Origin of the sequence: Geothrix oryzisoli (assembly GCF_022808865.1) — a bacterium.
Classification (GTDB): domain Bacteria; phylum Acidobacteriota; class Holophagae; order Holophagales; family Holophagaceae; genus Geothrix; species Geothrix oryzisoli.
Genome location: NZ_JAKZLB010000002.1, coordinates 171,567 through 185,021, shown reverse-complemented (window position 1 = coordinate 185,021; position 13,455 = coordinate 171,567). Strand labels below are relative to the sequence as shown.

Below are 13,455 nucleotides of genomic sequence, written 5' to 3'. Positions count from 1 at the left end.
GAGACGGGCTTCAGTGGCGGGTGGGATCGTAGGCGGCGCTGCCCACGGGGTTCCCCTCCTTGTCGAGGAGCAGGACATCCTTCCGCGCGCCCTTCAGCAGGTCCTGCTTGAAGGCGGCCACGCCCTGATCGAGGGAGGCGGAGAGCTGGGTCATGGCGAGGGCGAGGCTCTCCCGGCCCTGCTGCCGGAAGGCCGCCTCCCGTCCGGACCAGGTGGAGTTGCCCTTGGCCGTGCCCACCCCCCCGGCCCGGAAGAGGAAGGTGTGGGAGGGCACATGGTAGACCGCCGCGTCCACCATGGAGGTGGTGTCGTTCTTGTCGCCCTTCACCATGTAGGCCCCCACGAGGGTCCAATAGGTCCAGGCATACCAGCGGGGACTGCTGAACTGGACCTGGTCCACGGAGACGAGGGCGACCACTTCGACGCCGAAGCTGCGGGCCACACGGTCGAGGTCCTCGAACCCCCCGCCCTTGGTGAGGTAGAGGGAGGGGATGACCTTGAAGCTCTGGGCCCAGGGCTTCTGCTCGAAGACACGAACCACCTGCTCGTGCAGGTCCTGCTCCTGGCCCGGGGCCAGGGCCCCCACGGGGCTGGCCAGGGCCGCGTCGCCCTTGACCTGGGTGGGGTCCGCGGGCACGAAGGCGATGCCGAGGCGCAGGGGAAGCTGGAGTCGCGCCGGCGGGGCAGCCGGGTCCGCTGGCGGCTCGGCCTTGACGCCCAGATAGGCGGAGAGGCTGCTGCGTCGCTGCACAGTCTCGGGAACGCCGCAGCCGACCGCCAGCAGCGCCAGCACGGCAAGGATGGAGAGGATCGGCGGTCGCATGGGGCCTCCTGAACCGGCAGCTTCAATACGCATGCGTATGGTTGCCATACGGTATGGTATGGTAAGCTAGTCCGGTTCCCTGTCAAGGCCACCATGCCCACGCCCCGCAAGAAGTCCAACCGCACCACGGCGCCCCTGTCCCCGGAGGCCTGGGTCAAGGCCGCCCAGGCCCTCATCATCCGCGAGGGGGTCGCGGCCGTGGCGGTGGAGCCGCTGGCCCAGGCCCTGGGGGTCACCAAGGGGAGTTTCTACTGGCACTTCGACAGCCGGGATGCGCTGGTCAAGGCGGCGCTGGTGGACTGGGAGCAGGACCAGAGCGCGGATGTCGTGACCCGCTACGGGGGCATCGCCGATCCGCGGCGGCGCTTGCGGGTGCTGCTCTTCGCCGCCTTCGAGGACGTGGAGGACGGCCTCTTTTTCGCGGCCCTGGCGGTATCCGGCGAGGATCCCCGGGTGGCCCCCTTCCTCCGGCGGGCGACGGAGCGCCGGCTGGCCTTCGGTGCGGAGGCGTTCATGGCCCTGGGGCTCACGGAGGCCGAGGCCCGGCAGCGGGCCCTGCTGGCCTATGCCGCCTACGCGGGCTACTTCCAGCTGCTGCGCGCCACGCCCAAGGCCGTGAAGGCCGTGACGGACCTCAGCGGCTATGTGCGCCAGCTGGCCGATGCCCTGGTCCCGCCCGGGAAGCCCCCGCGAAAGGCTTGAACTCCGACCCGCATGGGCGTCCCATGGAGCCACTCACGGGTGCTCCATGGCTGCCATCCTGATCGTCCCCGGCTACCAGAATTCGGGCCCCGGCCACTGGCAGAGCCTGTGGGAGGGCAGCCTGCGGGAGGCCAAGCGGGTGGAGATGCCCAACTGGGACTTCCCCCACAAGGTGGACTGGGTGGAGGCCCTGGACGAGGCCATCGCCGATTGTGTGACCCCGCCCATCCTGGTGGGCCATTCGCTGGGCTGCCTGGCCATCGCGCACTGGGCAGGCAGCCACGACCGGGAGATCCAGGGCGCGCTCATGGCCGCTCCGGCGGACCCCGAGCGGCCAGACGCCCCGCCCGCCATCCGCGGGTTCGCGCCGATTCCCCGCCTGCGGCTGCCTTTCGAGACCATCCTCGCGGCTTCGGCCGACGATCCCCACATGACGCTGGCCCGGGCGCGGGCGCTGGCGGCGGACTGGGGCGCGCGCTTCGTGGACCTGGGCCCCTGCGGGCCCCTGAACCTCGCCTCGGGCCATGGACCCTGGCCCCGGGGCGAGGCTCTGCTATCAGAATTCAGATAGCCGGTTGCGAAAGGGGCCTCTGGCATGGGAAGGTGGACCTTCCGATGGAGGAGCGGTCCCCATCAGTACCGGCGGCGAGGGCGATGAACCCGATGACCCGTTGGGAAAGGGGAGGATCGCCGAAGGGTTCGCGAATCATCGGCGCGGCCCCTGGACGACGAGGCGAAAGCCCGGCGGCTGTCGTGCCGGTCACCCGGCGCGGAGGGCCTGAGGCGCGGCGGTGGGAACCTTCCCCCCGCGTTCCTGATGGCACCGTCGGCCCGCCGAGGTATCCATGAACGCCACCCCCGCTGATCTCCGAAGCTGGCTCACCGATAGCCTGCTGCGGCTCTGCGCCCGTGAGACGACCTCGGGCCGGGAGGACGCGGGCCTGTCCGACCTGCGGGGGCTCCTGCGGGAGCTCGGCGCGACGGTGGTGGAACAGCCCGTGGCCGAGGGGCGTACCAATGTGCTGGCCCTCTGGGGCCGGCCGAAGGTCCTCTTCTCCACCCATCTCGATACGGTGCCGCCCCATCTGCCGCTCCGCCTCGAGGACGGAACCTTCCGCGGCCGGGGGGCCTGCGACGCCAAGGGCCAGATCGCGGCCCAGCTGGGAGCCGTGAAGACGCTGCTGGCCGAAGGTCGCGGAGGCCTGGCCTGGCTGGGCGTGGTGGGCGAGGAGACGGACAGCGCCGGGGCCACGGCGGCCCTGGCCCTGGCGGATCGCCTGCAGGAGCTGCGGGTGCTCGTCAACGGCGAGCCCACGGACCTGAAGCTGGCCACAGGCCAGCGCGGGGCCCAGCACCTCCGCCTCCACTGCGCGGGCCAGGCGGCCCACAGCGGCAGTCCGGAGCTCGGCCACGACGCCACCTGGCCCCTGCTGGACTGGCTCCAGCGCCTGCGGGATCAGCCCCGTCCCGTGGACCCGGCCCTGGGCCCCGAGGTCTGGAACCTGGGCCTGCTCCACGCGGGCGAGGCCCTCAACTCCATCCCCGCTTCCGCGGAGGCCCAGCTCATGGTCCGCACCCTGCCGGGCAGCACCTTCGCCGAGGAGTCCCGGCACCTGGCGCCCCCCGAGGGCACGGTGGCCCTCACGCTGGATGAGCCCCCGGACCGCTACCCCGAGATCCCCGGCTTCGAGCGGGCGCCCATGCCCTTCGGCTCCGACGCGCCCACCCTGCGGGCCCTGGTGCCGGACCGCACCGTGGTGCTGGCAGGGCCCGGCAGCATCCGCGTGGCGCACACGCTGGAGGAGCGCCTCACCCTCGCCGAGCTGGAGGCGGGGGTGGCCCTCAACCGCCGATTGGCCTTGCACTTCCTGGGAGACTGAACCATGACCGCCAAAATCCCCGTCACCGTCCTGGGCGCCACCGGCGTCGTCGGCCAGCGCTTCGTGCGCCGGCTGGCCAACCACCCCCTCTTCCGCGTCGAGCATCTGGCCGCCAGCGAGCGCAGCTCGGGCAAGCGCTACCGCGACGCCTGCGCCTGGCGCCTGGACGGCGAGCCCTACGGCGGCCTGGGCGACCAGGTCATGGCCGAAGGCACCCCGGAGTTCGCCCTCTCGCCCGTGATCTTCAGCGCCCTGGACACGGGCCCCGCCAAGGAACTGGAGCTCGAGTTCGCCCGGGCCGGGGCCATGGTGTTCTCCAACGCCGCCGCCTTCCGCATGTCGCCGGAGGTGCCCCTCCTGGTGCCGGAGGTCAACGCGGACCACCTGGGCCTGCTGGACATCCAGCGGCACCACCACGGGTGGAGCGGCGGCATCGTCACCAACGCCAACTGCACCTCCACGGTGCTGGTGATGGCCCTGGCGCCCCTGCAGCGGGCCTTCGGCATCGAGGCCGTGCTGATGACCTCCATGCAGGCCATCAGCGGCGCAGGCTATCCCGGCGTGGCCAGCCTGGACATCCTGGGCAACGTCATCCCCTTCATCCGCAACGAGGAGCCCAAGGTCGAGGAGGAAACCCCGAAGATGCTGGGCCGCTTCACGGGCAAGGAGGTGGAGTTGGCGCCCATGCTCGTGAGCGCCATGTGCCACCGCGTTCCCGTCATCGAGGGTCACACGGAGGCGGTCAGCGTGAAGCTGAAGGGCAACCCCTCTCTGGAGGCCGTGCGCGACGCCTGGCTGGCCTGGAGGCCGGAACCCCAGCAGCTGAAGCTCTTCTCCGCGCCGCCCGTGCCCATCCACGTCCACACCCTGGAGGATCGTCCCCAGGTGCGGCGCGACGTGGAGACGGACGGGGGCATGAGCGTGCACGTGGGCCGCCTGCGCGCGTGCCCGATCCTCGGCGTGAAGTTCGCGCTGCTGGGACACAACACGGAACGGGGCGCCGCCGGTGGCAGCATCCTCAACGCCGAACTGGCCCACGCGAAGGGGTACCTCCGATGATCGTCCTCAAGTTCGGCGGCAGCAGTGTGGCCGATGCGGCCTGCATGCGGCAGGTGGCGGGCCTGGTGAAGGCGGCGCTCCCCCAGGCGCCCCTGGTGGTGCTGTCCGCCATGGGCAAGACCACCAACGGCCTCTTCGACGCGGCCAAGGCGGCGGAGGCCGGGGACCTGGGCGGCGCCATGGAGCGCCAGCGCAAGCTCATGGCCGCCCACCGGAAGGCGGCCGAGGATCTCTTCGGGGGCGCGGTGCCCGAGGATCTGGATGCGGCCCTGACGGACCTCTTCGGGGAACTGGAGCTGCTGCTCCGGGGCGTGGCCATGCTCCGCGAGCTGAGCCCCCGCAGCATGGATGCCATCGCCTCGCTGGGCGAGCGCCTGTCCACGCGGGTCTTCGCGGCCTTCGTGGGCGGCGCCTGGGTGGACGCCCGCACCGTGCTGCGGACGGACGCGGTGTTCGGCGAAGCGGCGCCTCAGCCCGAGGCGATCCGAGCCCTGGCGCAGGACCTCATGAAACCCCTGCTGGGCATGGGCAGGGCCGTGGTCACCCAGGGCTACATCGGCGCCACGGAGGACGGCCTCACCACCACCCTCGGACGGGGCGGCAGCGACTTCTCGGCCGCCCTCTTCGGCGCGGCCCTGGGAGCGGCCGAGGTCCAGATCTGGACCGACGTGGAAGGCGTGCTCACCTGCGACCCGCGCATCGTCCCCGAGGCCCTGCCCATCCCCGAGCTGAGCTTCGCGGAAGCCGCCGAGCTGGCGGCCTTCGGGGCGAAGGTGCTGCATCCGGCCACCATCCAGCCCGCCGTGGAAGCGCGCATCCCCGTCACCGTGCGCCACACGCAGAAGCCGGAGGGCCGCTTCACCACCATCTCGGCCGAGGTCCACACGGGCCGGCCCATCACGGCCCTGGCCAGCCGCGGGCCGGTCACGGTGCTCACGGTGAGCAGCTCCCGCATGCTGGCTCAGAGCGGCTTCCTGGCCCGCCTCTTCGAGGTGTTCGGCCGGCGCGGCGTGAGCGTCGACCTGGTGGCCACCGCCGAGGTGAGCGTCTCCCTCACGGTGGAAGCGGACATGCCCCTGAAGGCGCTGATCAAGGACCTCTCCGCCTTCGCCACGGTGGAGGTGAACGAGGACCGGGCCATCATCGCCGCCGTGGGCGAGCGCCTGAAGTCCACGCCGGGCCTGGGGGCGCGCCTGCTCTCCTCCCTGGGCGACATCAACGTGGAGATGATCAGCATGGGCGCCAACGAGATCAACCTGAGCCTCGTGGTGCGCCGCGACCAGGGCGACGAGGCCCTGCGGCGCCTCCACAAGGTCCTGGTGGGGGGGGCGCCGTGACGCTCCGCCTGGGGCTCTTCGGGAAGGGCCGCCTGGGCTCGGCCATCGCCGCCGAGGCCGGGCCGGCCCTGGCCTGGCAGGTCGGCCGCGACGAGACCCCGGATGCCGGGGCCGACGTGGCCCTCGACGCCAGCGTGGCGGAGGCCGTGGAGGCGCACCTGGCCTGGGCCCTGGCGACGGGCACCGATCTGGTGATCGGCACCACCGGCTGGTCCCTGCCGGATCTCGAGACCCGGGTGGCCGGCCGCATCGGCGTGCTGACCGCCTCCAACTTCTCGCTGACCGTGGCCCTGATGGCCCGGATGGCCACCGTGCTGGGCCGCTTCGCCGCCCTGGATCCCGCCCGCGATCCCTACCTGGTGGAGCGCCACCACCGGCTCAAGGCCGACGCGCCCTCGGGCACGGCCAAGACCCTGGCGGCGGCTCTGATGGCGGGTTGTCCCCGCAAGACCGAGTGGACCCTCGGCACCCCGGCGCCCCACCAGCTGAGCCTGGGCGTGATCCGGGCCGGCGCCGAGTTCGGCACGCACACCCTCGGCCTGGACGCGCCGGCCGAGGTGCTGGAGCTCACCCACCGGGCGCGCTCGCGCGCCCCCTTCGCCCAGGGCGCCCTGGTGGCCGCCCAGTGGCTGCACGGACGCAAGGGCGTGTTCACCATGGACCACCTGGCTGCCGACCTGCTCGATCCCCTGTTCGTTTTCGGAGGAAGACCATGACCCTCGACCTGTCCGGACTGGCCGTCGCCCTGGCCACGCCCTTTACGGCTTCGGGCGAGGTGGACCTGCCCGCCTACCGCAAGCTGGTGCGCCACGTGGTGGCCGGCGGCGCGGATTTCCTGGTGCCGCTCGGCTCCACGGGTGAGGCTGCCACCATCCTCGATGCCGAGCGGGACGCGATCATCTCCACCTGCCTCGAGGAGGCCGGAGGCCATCCCGTGGTCGTGGGCACGGGCCACAACGCCACCCGCCAGGCGGCGGCCATGACGAAGCGGGCCCAGGCCCTCGGGGCCCAGGGCGCCCTGGTGGTGACGCCCTACTACAACAAGCCCACGCCCGACGGCCTGGTGGCCCACTTCGCCGCGGTGGCGGAGGCGGCGCCGGGGCTGCCGATCATCGCCTACAACGTGCCGGGCCGCACCGGGCTGAACGTGACGCCGCCCGTGCTGGCCCGCCTGTGGGAGAACCCCCAGGTGGTGGCCGTGAAGGAGAGCAGCGGCAACCTCGCCCAGATCGCGGAGATCGTCCGTCAGCTGCCCAAAGGGAAGGTCCTGCTGTCCGGCGATGACAACCTCGCCGTGGCGGCCATCGCCGTCGGGGCCTCGGGCCTGATCTCGGTGCTGGGCAACGCCCTGCCCCGAGAGACCGCCGCCCTGGTCGCCGCCGCCCGCCGGGGCGACCGGGCCGAGGCCCTCCGCCTCCACCAGCAGCTGCTGCCACTCATGGACGCCCTCTTCGTGGAGAGCAACCCCATCCCGCTGAAGGCCGCCCTCCGCATGCTGGGTCTCTGCGGAGACAGTCTGCGCCTGCCCCTGGTCCCTGCGGTCGCCGCCACGCGCACCCGGCTGGCCGAAGCCCTCTGCCTCTCCACCGAGGGCACCTTCCCCGGAGTGATCTGATGGTCGTCGACCTCGGTACCATCCACCGCTTCTTCAGCCGCCCTCCCGAGGACCTGGCCAACGATCCCGAAGCCCCGGCCATGCACCAGGTGCTCCTGTCCGCCCTGGAGAGTGGGATCGTGCGGGCCGCCGAGCAGCAGCCCGACGGCAGCTGGCAGGCCAACCCCTGGGTGAAGCAGGCCATCCTCTGCGGCTTCCGGCGCACGAACCTCGTGGAGATGCCGGGGCCCGGCTTTCCGATGTTCGACAAGACGGCCTACCCGGCCCGCCACTTCGGGCTGGAGGACGGGGTGCGCCTCGTGCCCGGCGGCTCTTCCGTGCGGCGCGGCGCCCACATCGCCCGGGGCGTGGTGATCATGCCGCCGGCCTACGTGAACGTGGGTGCCTTCGTGGACGAGGGCACCATGGTGGACAGCCACGCTCTGGTGGGCAGCTGCGCCCAGATCGGCAAGCGCGTGCACCTCTCCGCCGCCGCCCAGATCGGGGGCGTGCTCGAGCCCGCGGGTGCCCGGCCCGTAGTGGTCGAGGACGACGCCTTCGTGGGGGGCCTCGTGGGTCTCTTCGAGGGCATCGTCGTGCGGAAGCGGGCCGTGCTGGCCTCGGGCGTGATCATCACCGGCAGCACCGTGATCTACGACCTGGTGCATGGCCGGGAGTTGCGCCAGGAGGTGCCCGAGGGCGCCGTGGTGGTGCCGGGTTCCCGCCCGGCCTCGGGCGACTATGCCAAGGCTCACGGACTCCAGGTGTCGGCCCCCTGTATCGTGAAGTACCGCGACGACAGGACCGACGCGGCCACCGCCCTGGAACAGGCGCTGAGGTAGCCCTGTTCCGGCCCGACCGAGAGAAGCCATGAAGCCCGCCTCCCGCCTATCCCTGCTCAAGCCCTCGCCCATCCGCGCCATCACGGACGGTACACCGCCCGGGGCCATCCCCCTGGGTCTGGGCGAGCCCACCTGGGACCTGCCGGAGGTGGGCCGGAAGGCCCTGCTGCAGAACCCGGGCCCCTGTCCCTATGTGCCGCACGTGGGCCTGCTCGATCTGCGGAAGGCCGTGGCCGCCTTCCACGGCGCGCACGTGGACGAGGTGCTCATCACCACGGGCTCGCAGGGGGCGCTGTTCTCGCTCTTCCAGGCCTGGGTGGAGCCGGGCACGAAGGTGCTGGTGCCCGATCCCGGCTTCGTGGCCTATCCGGCCCTCGCCCTCATGGCGGGCGCCGAGGCGGTGCCCTACCCGCTGTCGAAGGATCGCTTCCGCCTGGATGCGGAGGCCCTGATCCGCGTGCTGGACGCCACGCCGGACACCTCCGCGGTGATCCTCAACCTGCCCTCGAACCCCACGGGCGGAGGCGGCAGCCTGGAGGCCCTCAAGCGCGTGGCCGACGCCTGCACGGCCCGGGGCGTGCTGCTCATCTCCGACGAGGTCTACCGCGACCTGCACTTCGGCACCCGCTGCCCCAGCCTGCGGGACGTGACGGACCGCGGCGTGGTGACGAGTTCCGTGAGCAAGGGCTGGGGCGCTCCGGGCCTGCGCGTGGGCTGGGCCGTGGGCGATCCCGCCTGGCTGGTGCCCGCCCGCACGGTGCACGGTTACGCGGTGACCGGTACGGCCACGCCCGCCCAGTGGGCCGCCCTGGCCTTGATCGAACATTCCGACACGGTGCTCGCCGAGGCCCGGGCCGCCGTGGGCGAGCGTTGGCAGGCCCTGGCCGCGGCCTTGCGCAAGGAACTGGGCCAGACGGTGGCGGCCCCCGATGGCACCTTCTACCACTTCATGCCCCTGCCCGAGGCCGCCCACGCCGATCCCGTGGCCTTCTGCCTGCGCCTGCGCGACGAGGCCAAGGTGGTGCTCATCCCCGGCCTGGCCTTCGGCGAAGGCGGCCGCGGCCACGCCCGCCTCAGCTTCGCTGCCACCCCCGAGCAGCTGCGGGAAGGCGTGCGGCGGTTCGCGCCCTACTGGAACGAATGAGATGGCACCGGATTCGATGATATAAAACCAACACTCAAGCCTATTTGCGGGGTTCCATAATGGGCCGACCTCTTTTCAAGCTGCTGCTCCTACTCTTGGCGGGGCCGCCGCTCTATTCCGAATCCGAGCCGCCACTTAGGGCCTCGATCGTCGGCACTATCAACATGGGCAAGTCTCCGAACTATTTCAGGACCATGAGTGGACTACCCGTGCAGAAGTTCCTTCTGGAATTAGCCAAGGAACCCTTGAGTGAATCTGCGGCGGCGAAAGCCTTGGCGGATGCACCGGGGGCTCTCAAGGATCTTCTAGCCCTGGGACTGATTCGGAAAGAGGAGGGTCGGTATCACCTGAACTTCGCCCTCTTCACAGTGTCGGACCAGAAGCGCATCCGGGAGACCGTCCGCCCTCATGCAGAGTCACTAGCCAGGGCCCTGGATGCCCGCAAAGGGGAGCTTCTGGGCGCCTTGGCGGCCTATGACGTTCCCGGCGTGGACCGCCGGGATCTTGCCTTTATCGTGTTGGGTTGTATGAGCCTGGACTGGGATGGTCTTGTGGTTACGTCCGAGCAGGGGTACAGAGCCGCCACTCGCCCACGACCAGACGGAAACTACGTGCCACACGCCGAGGAATCCAGCTCACTATCGCTCCGTGGCTTGTACTGGGGAAGCCAGACTAGCGATGAAAATGGCCTCTGGCTCACGAACTTCGGGGACTATGCCTGTAAACGGCTGACCCCCCCTTCTGAGTTTACCGACCCCATGCTCCGCATCATGATGGCGTTGCGCGAAGGCTCGGCATCCTTGGACGACCTGGGTCGAAGCAAGGGCCTCGATCGCTCGGCGGTGGCCACATTGATGCCCATCCTCCAAGCCTATGGTTGGGTCGGGGAGGAGGCCGGTCGCTTCCGCCTTAGAATTCCGGTCCTATCCAGGCGCGATGAACCCATGGTCAATAACGTTCGCGCCATTGGACGACAGGTTATGTCGGCATGGCTGAAACAGCATTACTCCCAGCTTCAACGAGAACTCGGAGATCTCAGCTACTCCCGCTCGGGTGTTCGCTTCCAGGAAGGGTTCACCATGATCTGGCATTACCTGTTTGGGATGACGAACGAACGGCTTGTCGCGACCGGGCTCTTTGCCGATCCCTACGATACAGACCGTGCCTTCAAGGGGTTTCTCACGGTGGTCTACAACTGGGACATCCATCACTAACTATTTTCGTTCCGCCTTCCTTCTGCCTGAATGGAATTGCATGACTTCCCTCTTCGCCTTCGACGACGCCACCTGCCAGCAACTGGCGGAGGCCCACGGCACGCCCTGCTTTGCCTACTCTGCAGCCGTGGCGGCGGAGCAGTTCACGGCCCTGCGCCGTGTGCTGCCCCAGCGGGTGCGCCTCGCCTATGCGGTGAAGGCCAACCCGCATGCGGACCTGCTGAAGGGCTTCGCCGCCCTGGGCGCCAGCTTCGACTGCGCCTCCATCGGGGAGCTGGAGCGGGTGGAGGCGCTGGGCCTGCCGGCGGGCCGCACCTTCTTCGCCGGGCCGGGCAAGCGGATACCGGAGCTGCAGAAGGCGATGTTCATGGGGGTTCGCGTGCAGGCCGAAGGCTTCGAGGACCTGGCCCGCATCGACGCCCTGGCCACCCGGGAGACAGCGGTGAACCTGCGGGTGCACCCAGCCTTCGACATCGACGAGGGCAACCGCATCATCGGGGGCAGCGGGCCCTCGGCCTTCGGCGTGGACGAAGAGGATCTGCCGGCGCTGCTCGAAAAGGCCGCCAAGTTGGACCACGTCCGCATCCGGGGCCTGCATGTCTTCGCCGCCAGCAACCAGCGGGACGCCGCCAAGCTGCGGACCATCCACGGCGCGGTTCTGGACCTGGCGAAGCGCCTGTTTGAGACCCATGGACTCGCCTTCGAGCAGATCGACTTGGGCGGGGGGCTGGGCGTGCCGTACGCGCCGGACGAAACGCCGCTAGACCTGACGGCTTTTGGACAGGGACTGTCGGATCTGCTGGCCCGGCACGCCTGGTTCAAGGGCGAGCTGATCCTGGAGCCGGGCCGCTTCCTGGCCGGCCCCTGCGGCATCTACCTGGCCCGGGTGGTGCGCCTCAAGGAGAGCCGCGGCACCCGCTTCGCCATCCTGGAGGGCGGCATCAACCACCTCATCCGGCCCCTGCTGACGGGCCAGCCGTTCCCCGTGAAGGTTGTGGGGAAGGGCGAGGGGACCCTGCCCTACACGCTGGCGGGACCCCTCTGCACCAGCCTGGACCGCCTGGGTGAGCTGCGCCTGCCGGAGCTGGCGACGGGGGACCTGCTGGCCTTCGGCACCGCCGGCGCCTACGGCCTGAACGAGGGCATGACCCACTTCCTCAGCCACCCGGTGCCGCCGGAGATCTGGGTGGCGGGCTGATCCCCGCAAGATCCGGGTGGGCGCGGGATCTCCGCGATCGCATCCTGATCTGGGAGGTCCCCATGTCCAGCAGCGACTACAGCCGGGTGGAGCGGGCCATCCGCTTCCTCGCCGAGCACGCGGAAGCGCAGCCGAGCCTGGAGCAGGTGGCGGAGGAGGTGGGCCTGAGTTCCTTCCACTTCCAGCGGCTCTTCCAGCGGTGGGCAGGGGTGAGCCCCAAGCGCTTCCTCCAGGTCCTGACCCTGGCGGAGGCGAAGCGCATGCTCGCCGAATCCCGGAGCCTGCTCGAGGTGAGCCATGCGGTGGGCCTCTCGGGCCCCGGCCGCCTGCACGACCTCTTCCTCTCTCTCGAGCGGATGACCCCCGGGGAGTACAAGGCCCAGGCCGGGGGCCTCACGGTCCACTGGGGGGTGGAGGAGACGCCCTTCGGCCCGGCTCTCTTCGCGGCCCTCGACCGGGGGCTCTGCGGTCTGGCCTTCCTGGGCGAGGGGGGCCGGGACGGCGCCCTGGCCGAGCTCCAGGCCCGCTGGCCCGGAGCACACCTGGAGCGAGGGGACGCCCTCGTCCGCCCCTACGCGGAGGCCTTCGAAGCCCGCATGCGGGAGGGGGTGGGCCGACCCCTCAGCCTCGTCCTCAAGGGCACGCCCTTCCAGCTCCGGACCTGGGAGGCCCTGCTGCGGGTTCCCCCGGGCCAGGCGGTGTCGTACCGCGATCTGGCCACCCTGTCCGGCGCCCCGGACGCCGTGCGCGCCGTGGGCACGGCCGTGGGGCAGAACCCCATCGCCTGGCTCATCCCCTGCCACCGCGTGATCCAGGCCACCGGGGCCCTGGGCCAGTACCACTGGGGCGCTGCGCGGAAGCAGGCCATCCTCGCCTTCGAGCGGGCGAGGACGGCCTGAGCCCTTCCTGGGCCGGGGCCTCAGGAGGCCGCCACGGGCGGGCGCCAGGCCCGGGCCAGCCGGGAGGGCAGGAGGGGCCCCCCGCCCAGACCGAAGAAGTCGCAGAAGCTCATGATCAGGGGCTGCCAGAGCTGGGGATCGACGTAGTCCCCTTCCCGCGGCAGCATCAGGGCCTCGTCGATGTGGACGCGGACCACCTGGGTCTCGATGGCGGCCAGGTGGCTGTCCTCGTCGCCGATCCGGCGGATCCCGCGGACCCGGGCCTCCAGGTGGACGGGGCACTCCAGCGCCCGCGGCGGCTTCACCAGGTCCGCGGGGACCGGGGTCAGGCCTGCGGCCTCGAACTTCCGGGGCTCGTGCCGGTAGCCCATGGCGGCCTTGTAGGGCGGCACCGGGTCGCTCCCCGTGAGGAGGGCCAGGCGGTCCACGGCGGTCACCAGCGCCTGAGAAGGGAGGTTGAGGACGCACTCCCCCTCGCGGGCGAGGTTCTCCACGGTCCGCGACCGGCGGCTCATCCCCAGCTGACAAGTGTCCCCCAGCCACCAGGCCGAGGACATGGGCGCCAGGTTGGGCGAGCCATCGGGATTCAGCGTGCTGATGAGGACCACCGGGGTCCCGAAGTAGAGCATCTTCGGATGGACGACCTTGTGCATGGCGCACCTCCCAGGCGGGAGGCCCAAGGCGCTCCCGTGGCCCAGCATCCGGCGCGCCGGCACCCCGGGGCGACCCGGTTCTTGCCGCGAAATGGGGGTCGGTCTGCGGC

At 70.9% G+C, this 13,455-nt stretch carries 14 protein-coding genes and 1 riboswitch; of the genes, 12 read left to right on the top strand and 2 right to left on the bottom strand.

Annotated elements, in window-relative coordinates; genetic code table 11:
- Positions 1-10: 10 nt before the first annotated feature.
- A complete protein-coding gene (rhlP, locus tag MLE43_RS05575; RefSeq protein ID WP_243302486.1) occupies positions 11-823 on the bottom strand; it encodes a rhombotarget lipoprotein in 813 nt (270 codons plus the stop codon).
- 93 nt (positions 824-916) lie between these two features.
- Between rhlP and MLE43_RS14800 the strand changes: the two genes are divergently transcribed.
- From MLE43_RS14800 to MLE43_RS05515, 12 genes are all read left to right on the top strand, one after another.
- Positions 917-1,525 (top strand): TetR/AcrR family transcriptional regulator, encoded by a 609-nt coding sequence (locus MLE43_RS14800; RefSeq protein WP_275976083.1) that lies wholly within the window; start codon positions 917-919, stop codon positions 1,523-1,525.
- A gap of 46 nt (positions 1,526-1,571) precedes the next feature.
- Positions 1,572-2,096, top strand: coding sequence for an RBBP9/YdeN family alpha/beta hydrolase (locus MLE43_RS05565; RefSeq protein WP_243302485.1), 525 nt, complete (start codon positions 1,572-1,574; stop codon positions 2,094-2,096).
- A gap of 37 nt (positions 2,097-2,133) precedes the next feature.
- A riboswitch (Lysine riboswitch) is annotated at positions 2,134-2,313 on the top strand.
- A gap of 57 nt (positions 2,314-2,370) precedes the next feature.
- Entirely contained in the window at positions 2,371-3,405 is a 1,035-nt protein-coding gene (locus tag MLE43_RS05560; RefSeq protein ID WP_243302484.1) for a M20/M25/M40 family metallo-hydrolase, read from the top strand.
- Positions 3,406-3,408: 3 nt separating this feature from the next.
- On the top strand, positions 3,409-4,464 hold the full coding sequence (asd, locus tag MLE43_RS05555) for an aspartate-semialdehyde dehydrogenase (RefSeq protein WP_243302483.1): 1,056 nt from the start codon (positions 3,409-3,411) through the stop codon (positions 4,462-4,464).
- Entirely contained in the window at positions 4,461-5,801 is a 1,341-nt protein-coding gene (gene lysC / locus MLE43_RS05550; protein WP_243302482.1) for a lysine-sensitive aspartokinase 3, read from the top strand. The genes asd and lysC overlap by 4 nt, the downstream gene beginning before the upstream one ends.
- Positions 5,798-6,517, top strand: coding sequence for a 4-hydroxy-tetrahydrodipicolinate reductase (locus MLE43_RS05545; RefSeq protein WP_243302481.1), 720 nt, complete (start codon positions 5,798-5,800; stop codon positions 6,515-6,517). The genes lysC and MLE43_RS05545 overlap by 4 nt, the downstream gene beginning before the upstream one ends.
- Positions 6,514-7,416 (top strand): 4-hydroxy-tetrahydrodipicolinate synthase, encoded by a 903-nt coding sequence (gene dapA, locus MLE43_RS05540; protein WP_243302480.1) that lies wholly within the window; start codon positions 6,514-6,516, stop codon positions 7,414-7,416. The genes MLE43_RS05545 and dapA overlap by 4 nt, the downstream gene beginning before the upstream one ends.
- Positions 7,416-8,237 carry a 2,3,4,5-tetrahydropyridine-2,6-dicarboxylate N-succinyltransferase gene (locus MLE43_RS05535; protein WP_243302479.1) on the top strand — a complete coding sequence of 274 codons (822 nt, stop codon included), beginning with the start codon at positions 7,416-7,418 and terminating at the stop codon, positions 8,235-8,237. The genes dapA and MLE43_RS05535 overlap by 1 nt, the downstream gene beginning before the upstream one ends.
- Positions 8,238-8,265: 28 nt before the next feature.
- A complete protein-coding gene (locus MLE43_RS05530) occupies positions 8,266-9,381 on the top strand; it encodes a pyridoxal phosphate-dependent aminotransferase (protein ID WP_243302478.1) in 1,116 nt (371 codons plus the stop codon).
- Positions 9,382-9,440: 59 nt separating this feature from the next.
- Entirely contained in the window at positions 9,441-10,595 is a 1,155-nt protein-coding gene (locus MLE43_RS05525) for a hypothetical protein (protein ID WP_243302477.1), read from the top strand.
- A 40-nt stretch (positions 10,596-10,635) separates the two neighbouring features.
- On the top strand, positions 10,636-11,793 hold the full coding sequence (locus MLE43_RS05520) for a type III PLP-dependent enzyme domain-containing protein (RefSeq protein WP_243302476.1): 1,158 nt from the start codon (positions 10,636-10,638) through the stop codon (positions 11,791-11,793).
- 62 nt (positions 11,794-11,855) lie between these two features.
- Positions 11,856-12,692: a bifunctional transcriptional activator/DNA repair enzyme AdaA gene (locus tag MLE43_RS05515; protein ID WP_243302475.1), complete on the top strand. Its 837-nt coding sequence runs from the start codon at positions 11,856-11,858 to the stop codon at positions 12,690-12,692.
- A gap of 20 nt (positions 12,693-12,712) precedes the next feature.
- Here the strand turns inward: MLE43_RS05515 and MLE43_RS05510 are convergent, their stop codons facing one another.
- Positions 12,713-13,345 (bottom strand): flavin reductase family protein, encoded by a 633-nt coding sequence (locus MLE43_RS05510; protein ID WP_243302474.1) that lies wholly within the window; start codon positions 13,343-13,345, stop codon positions 12,713-12,715.
- Between the last annotated feature and the right edge of the window lie 110 nt (positions 13,346-13,455).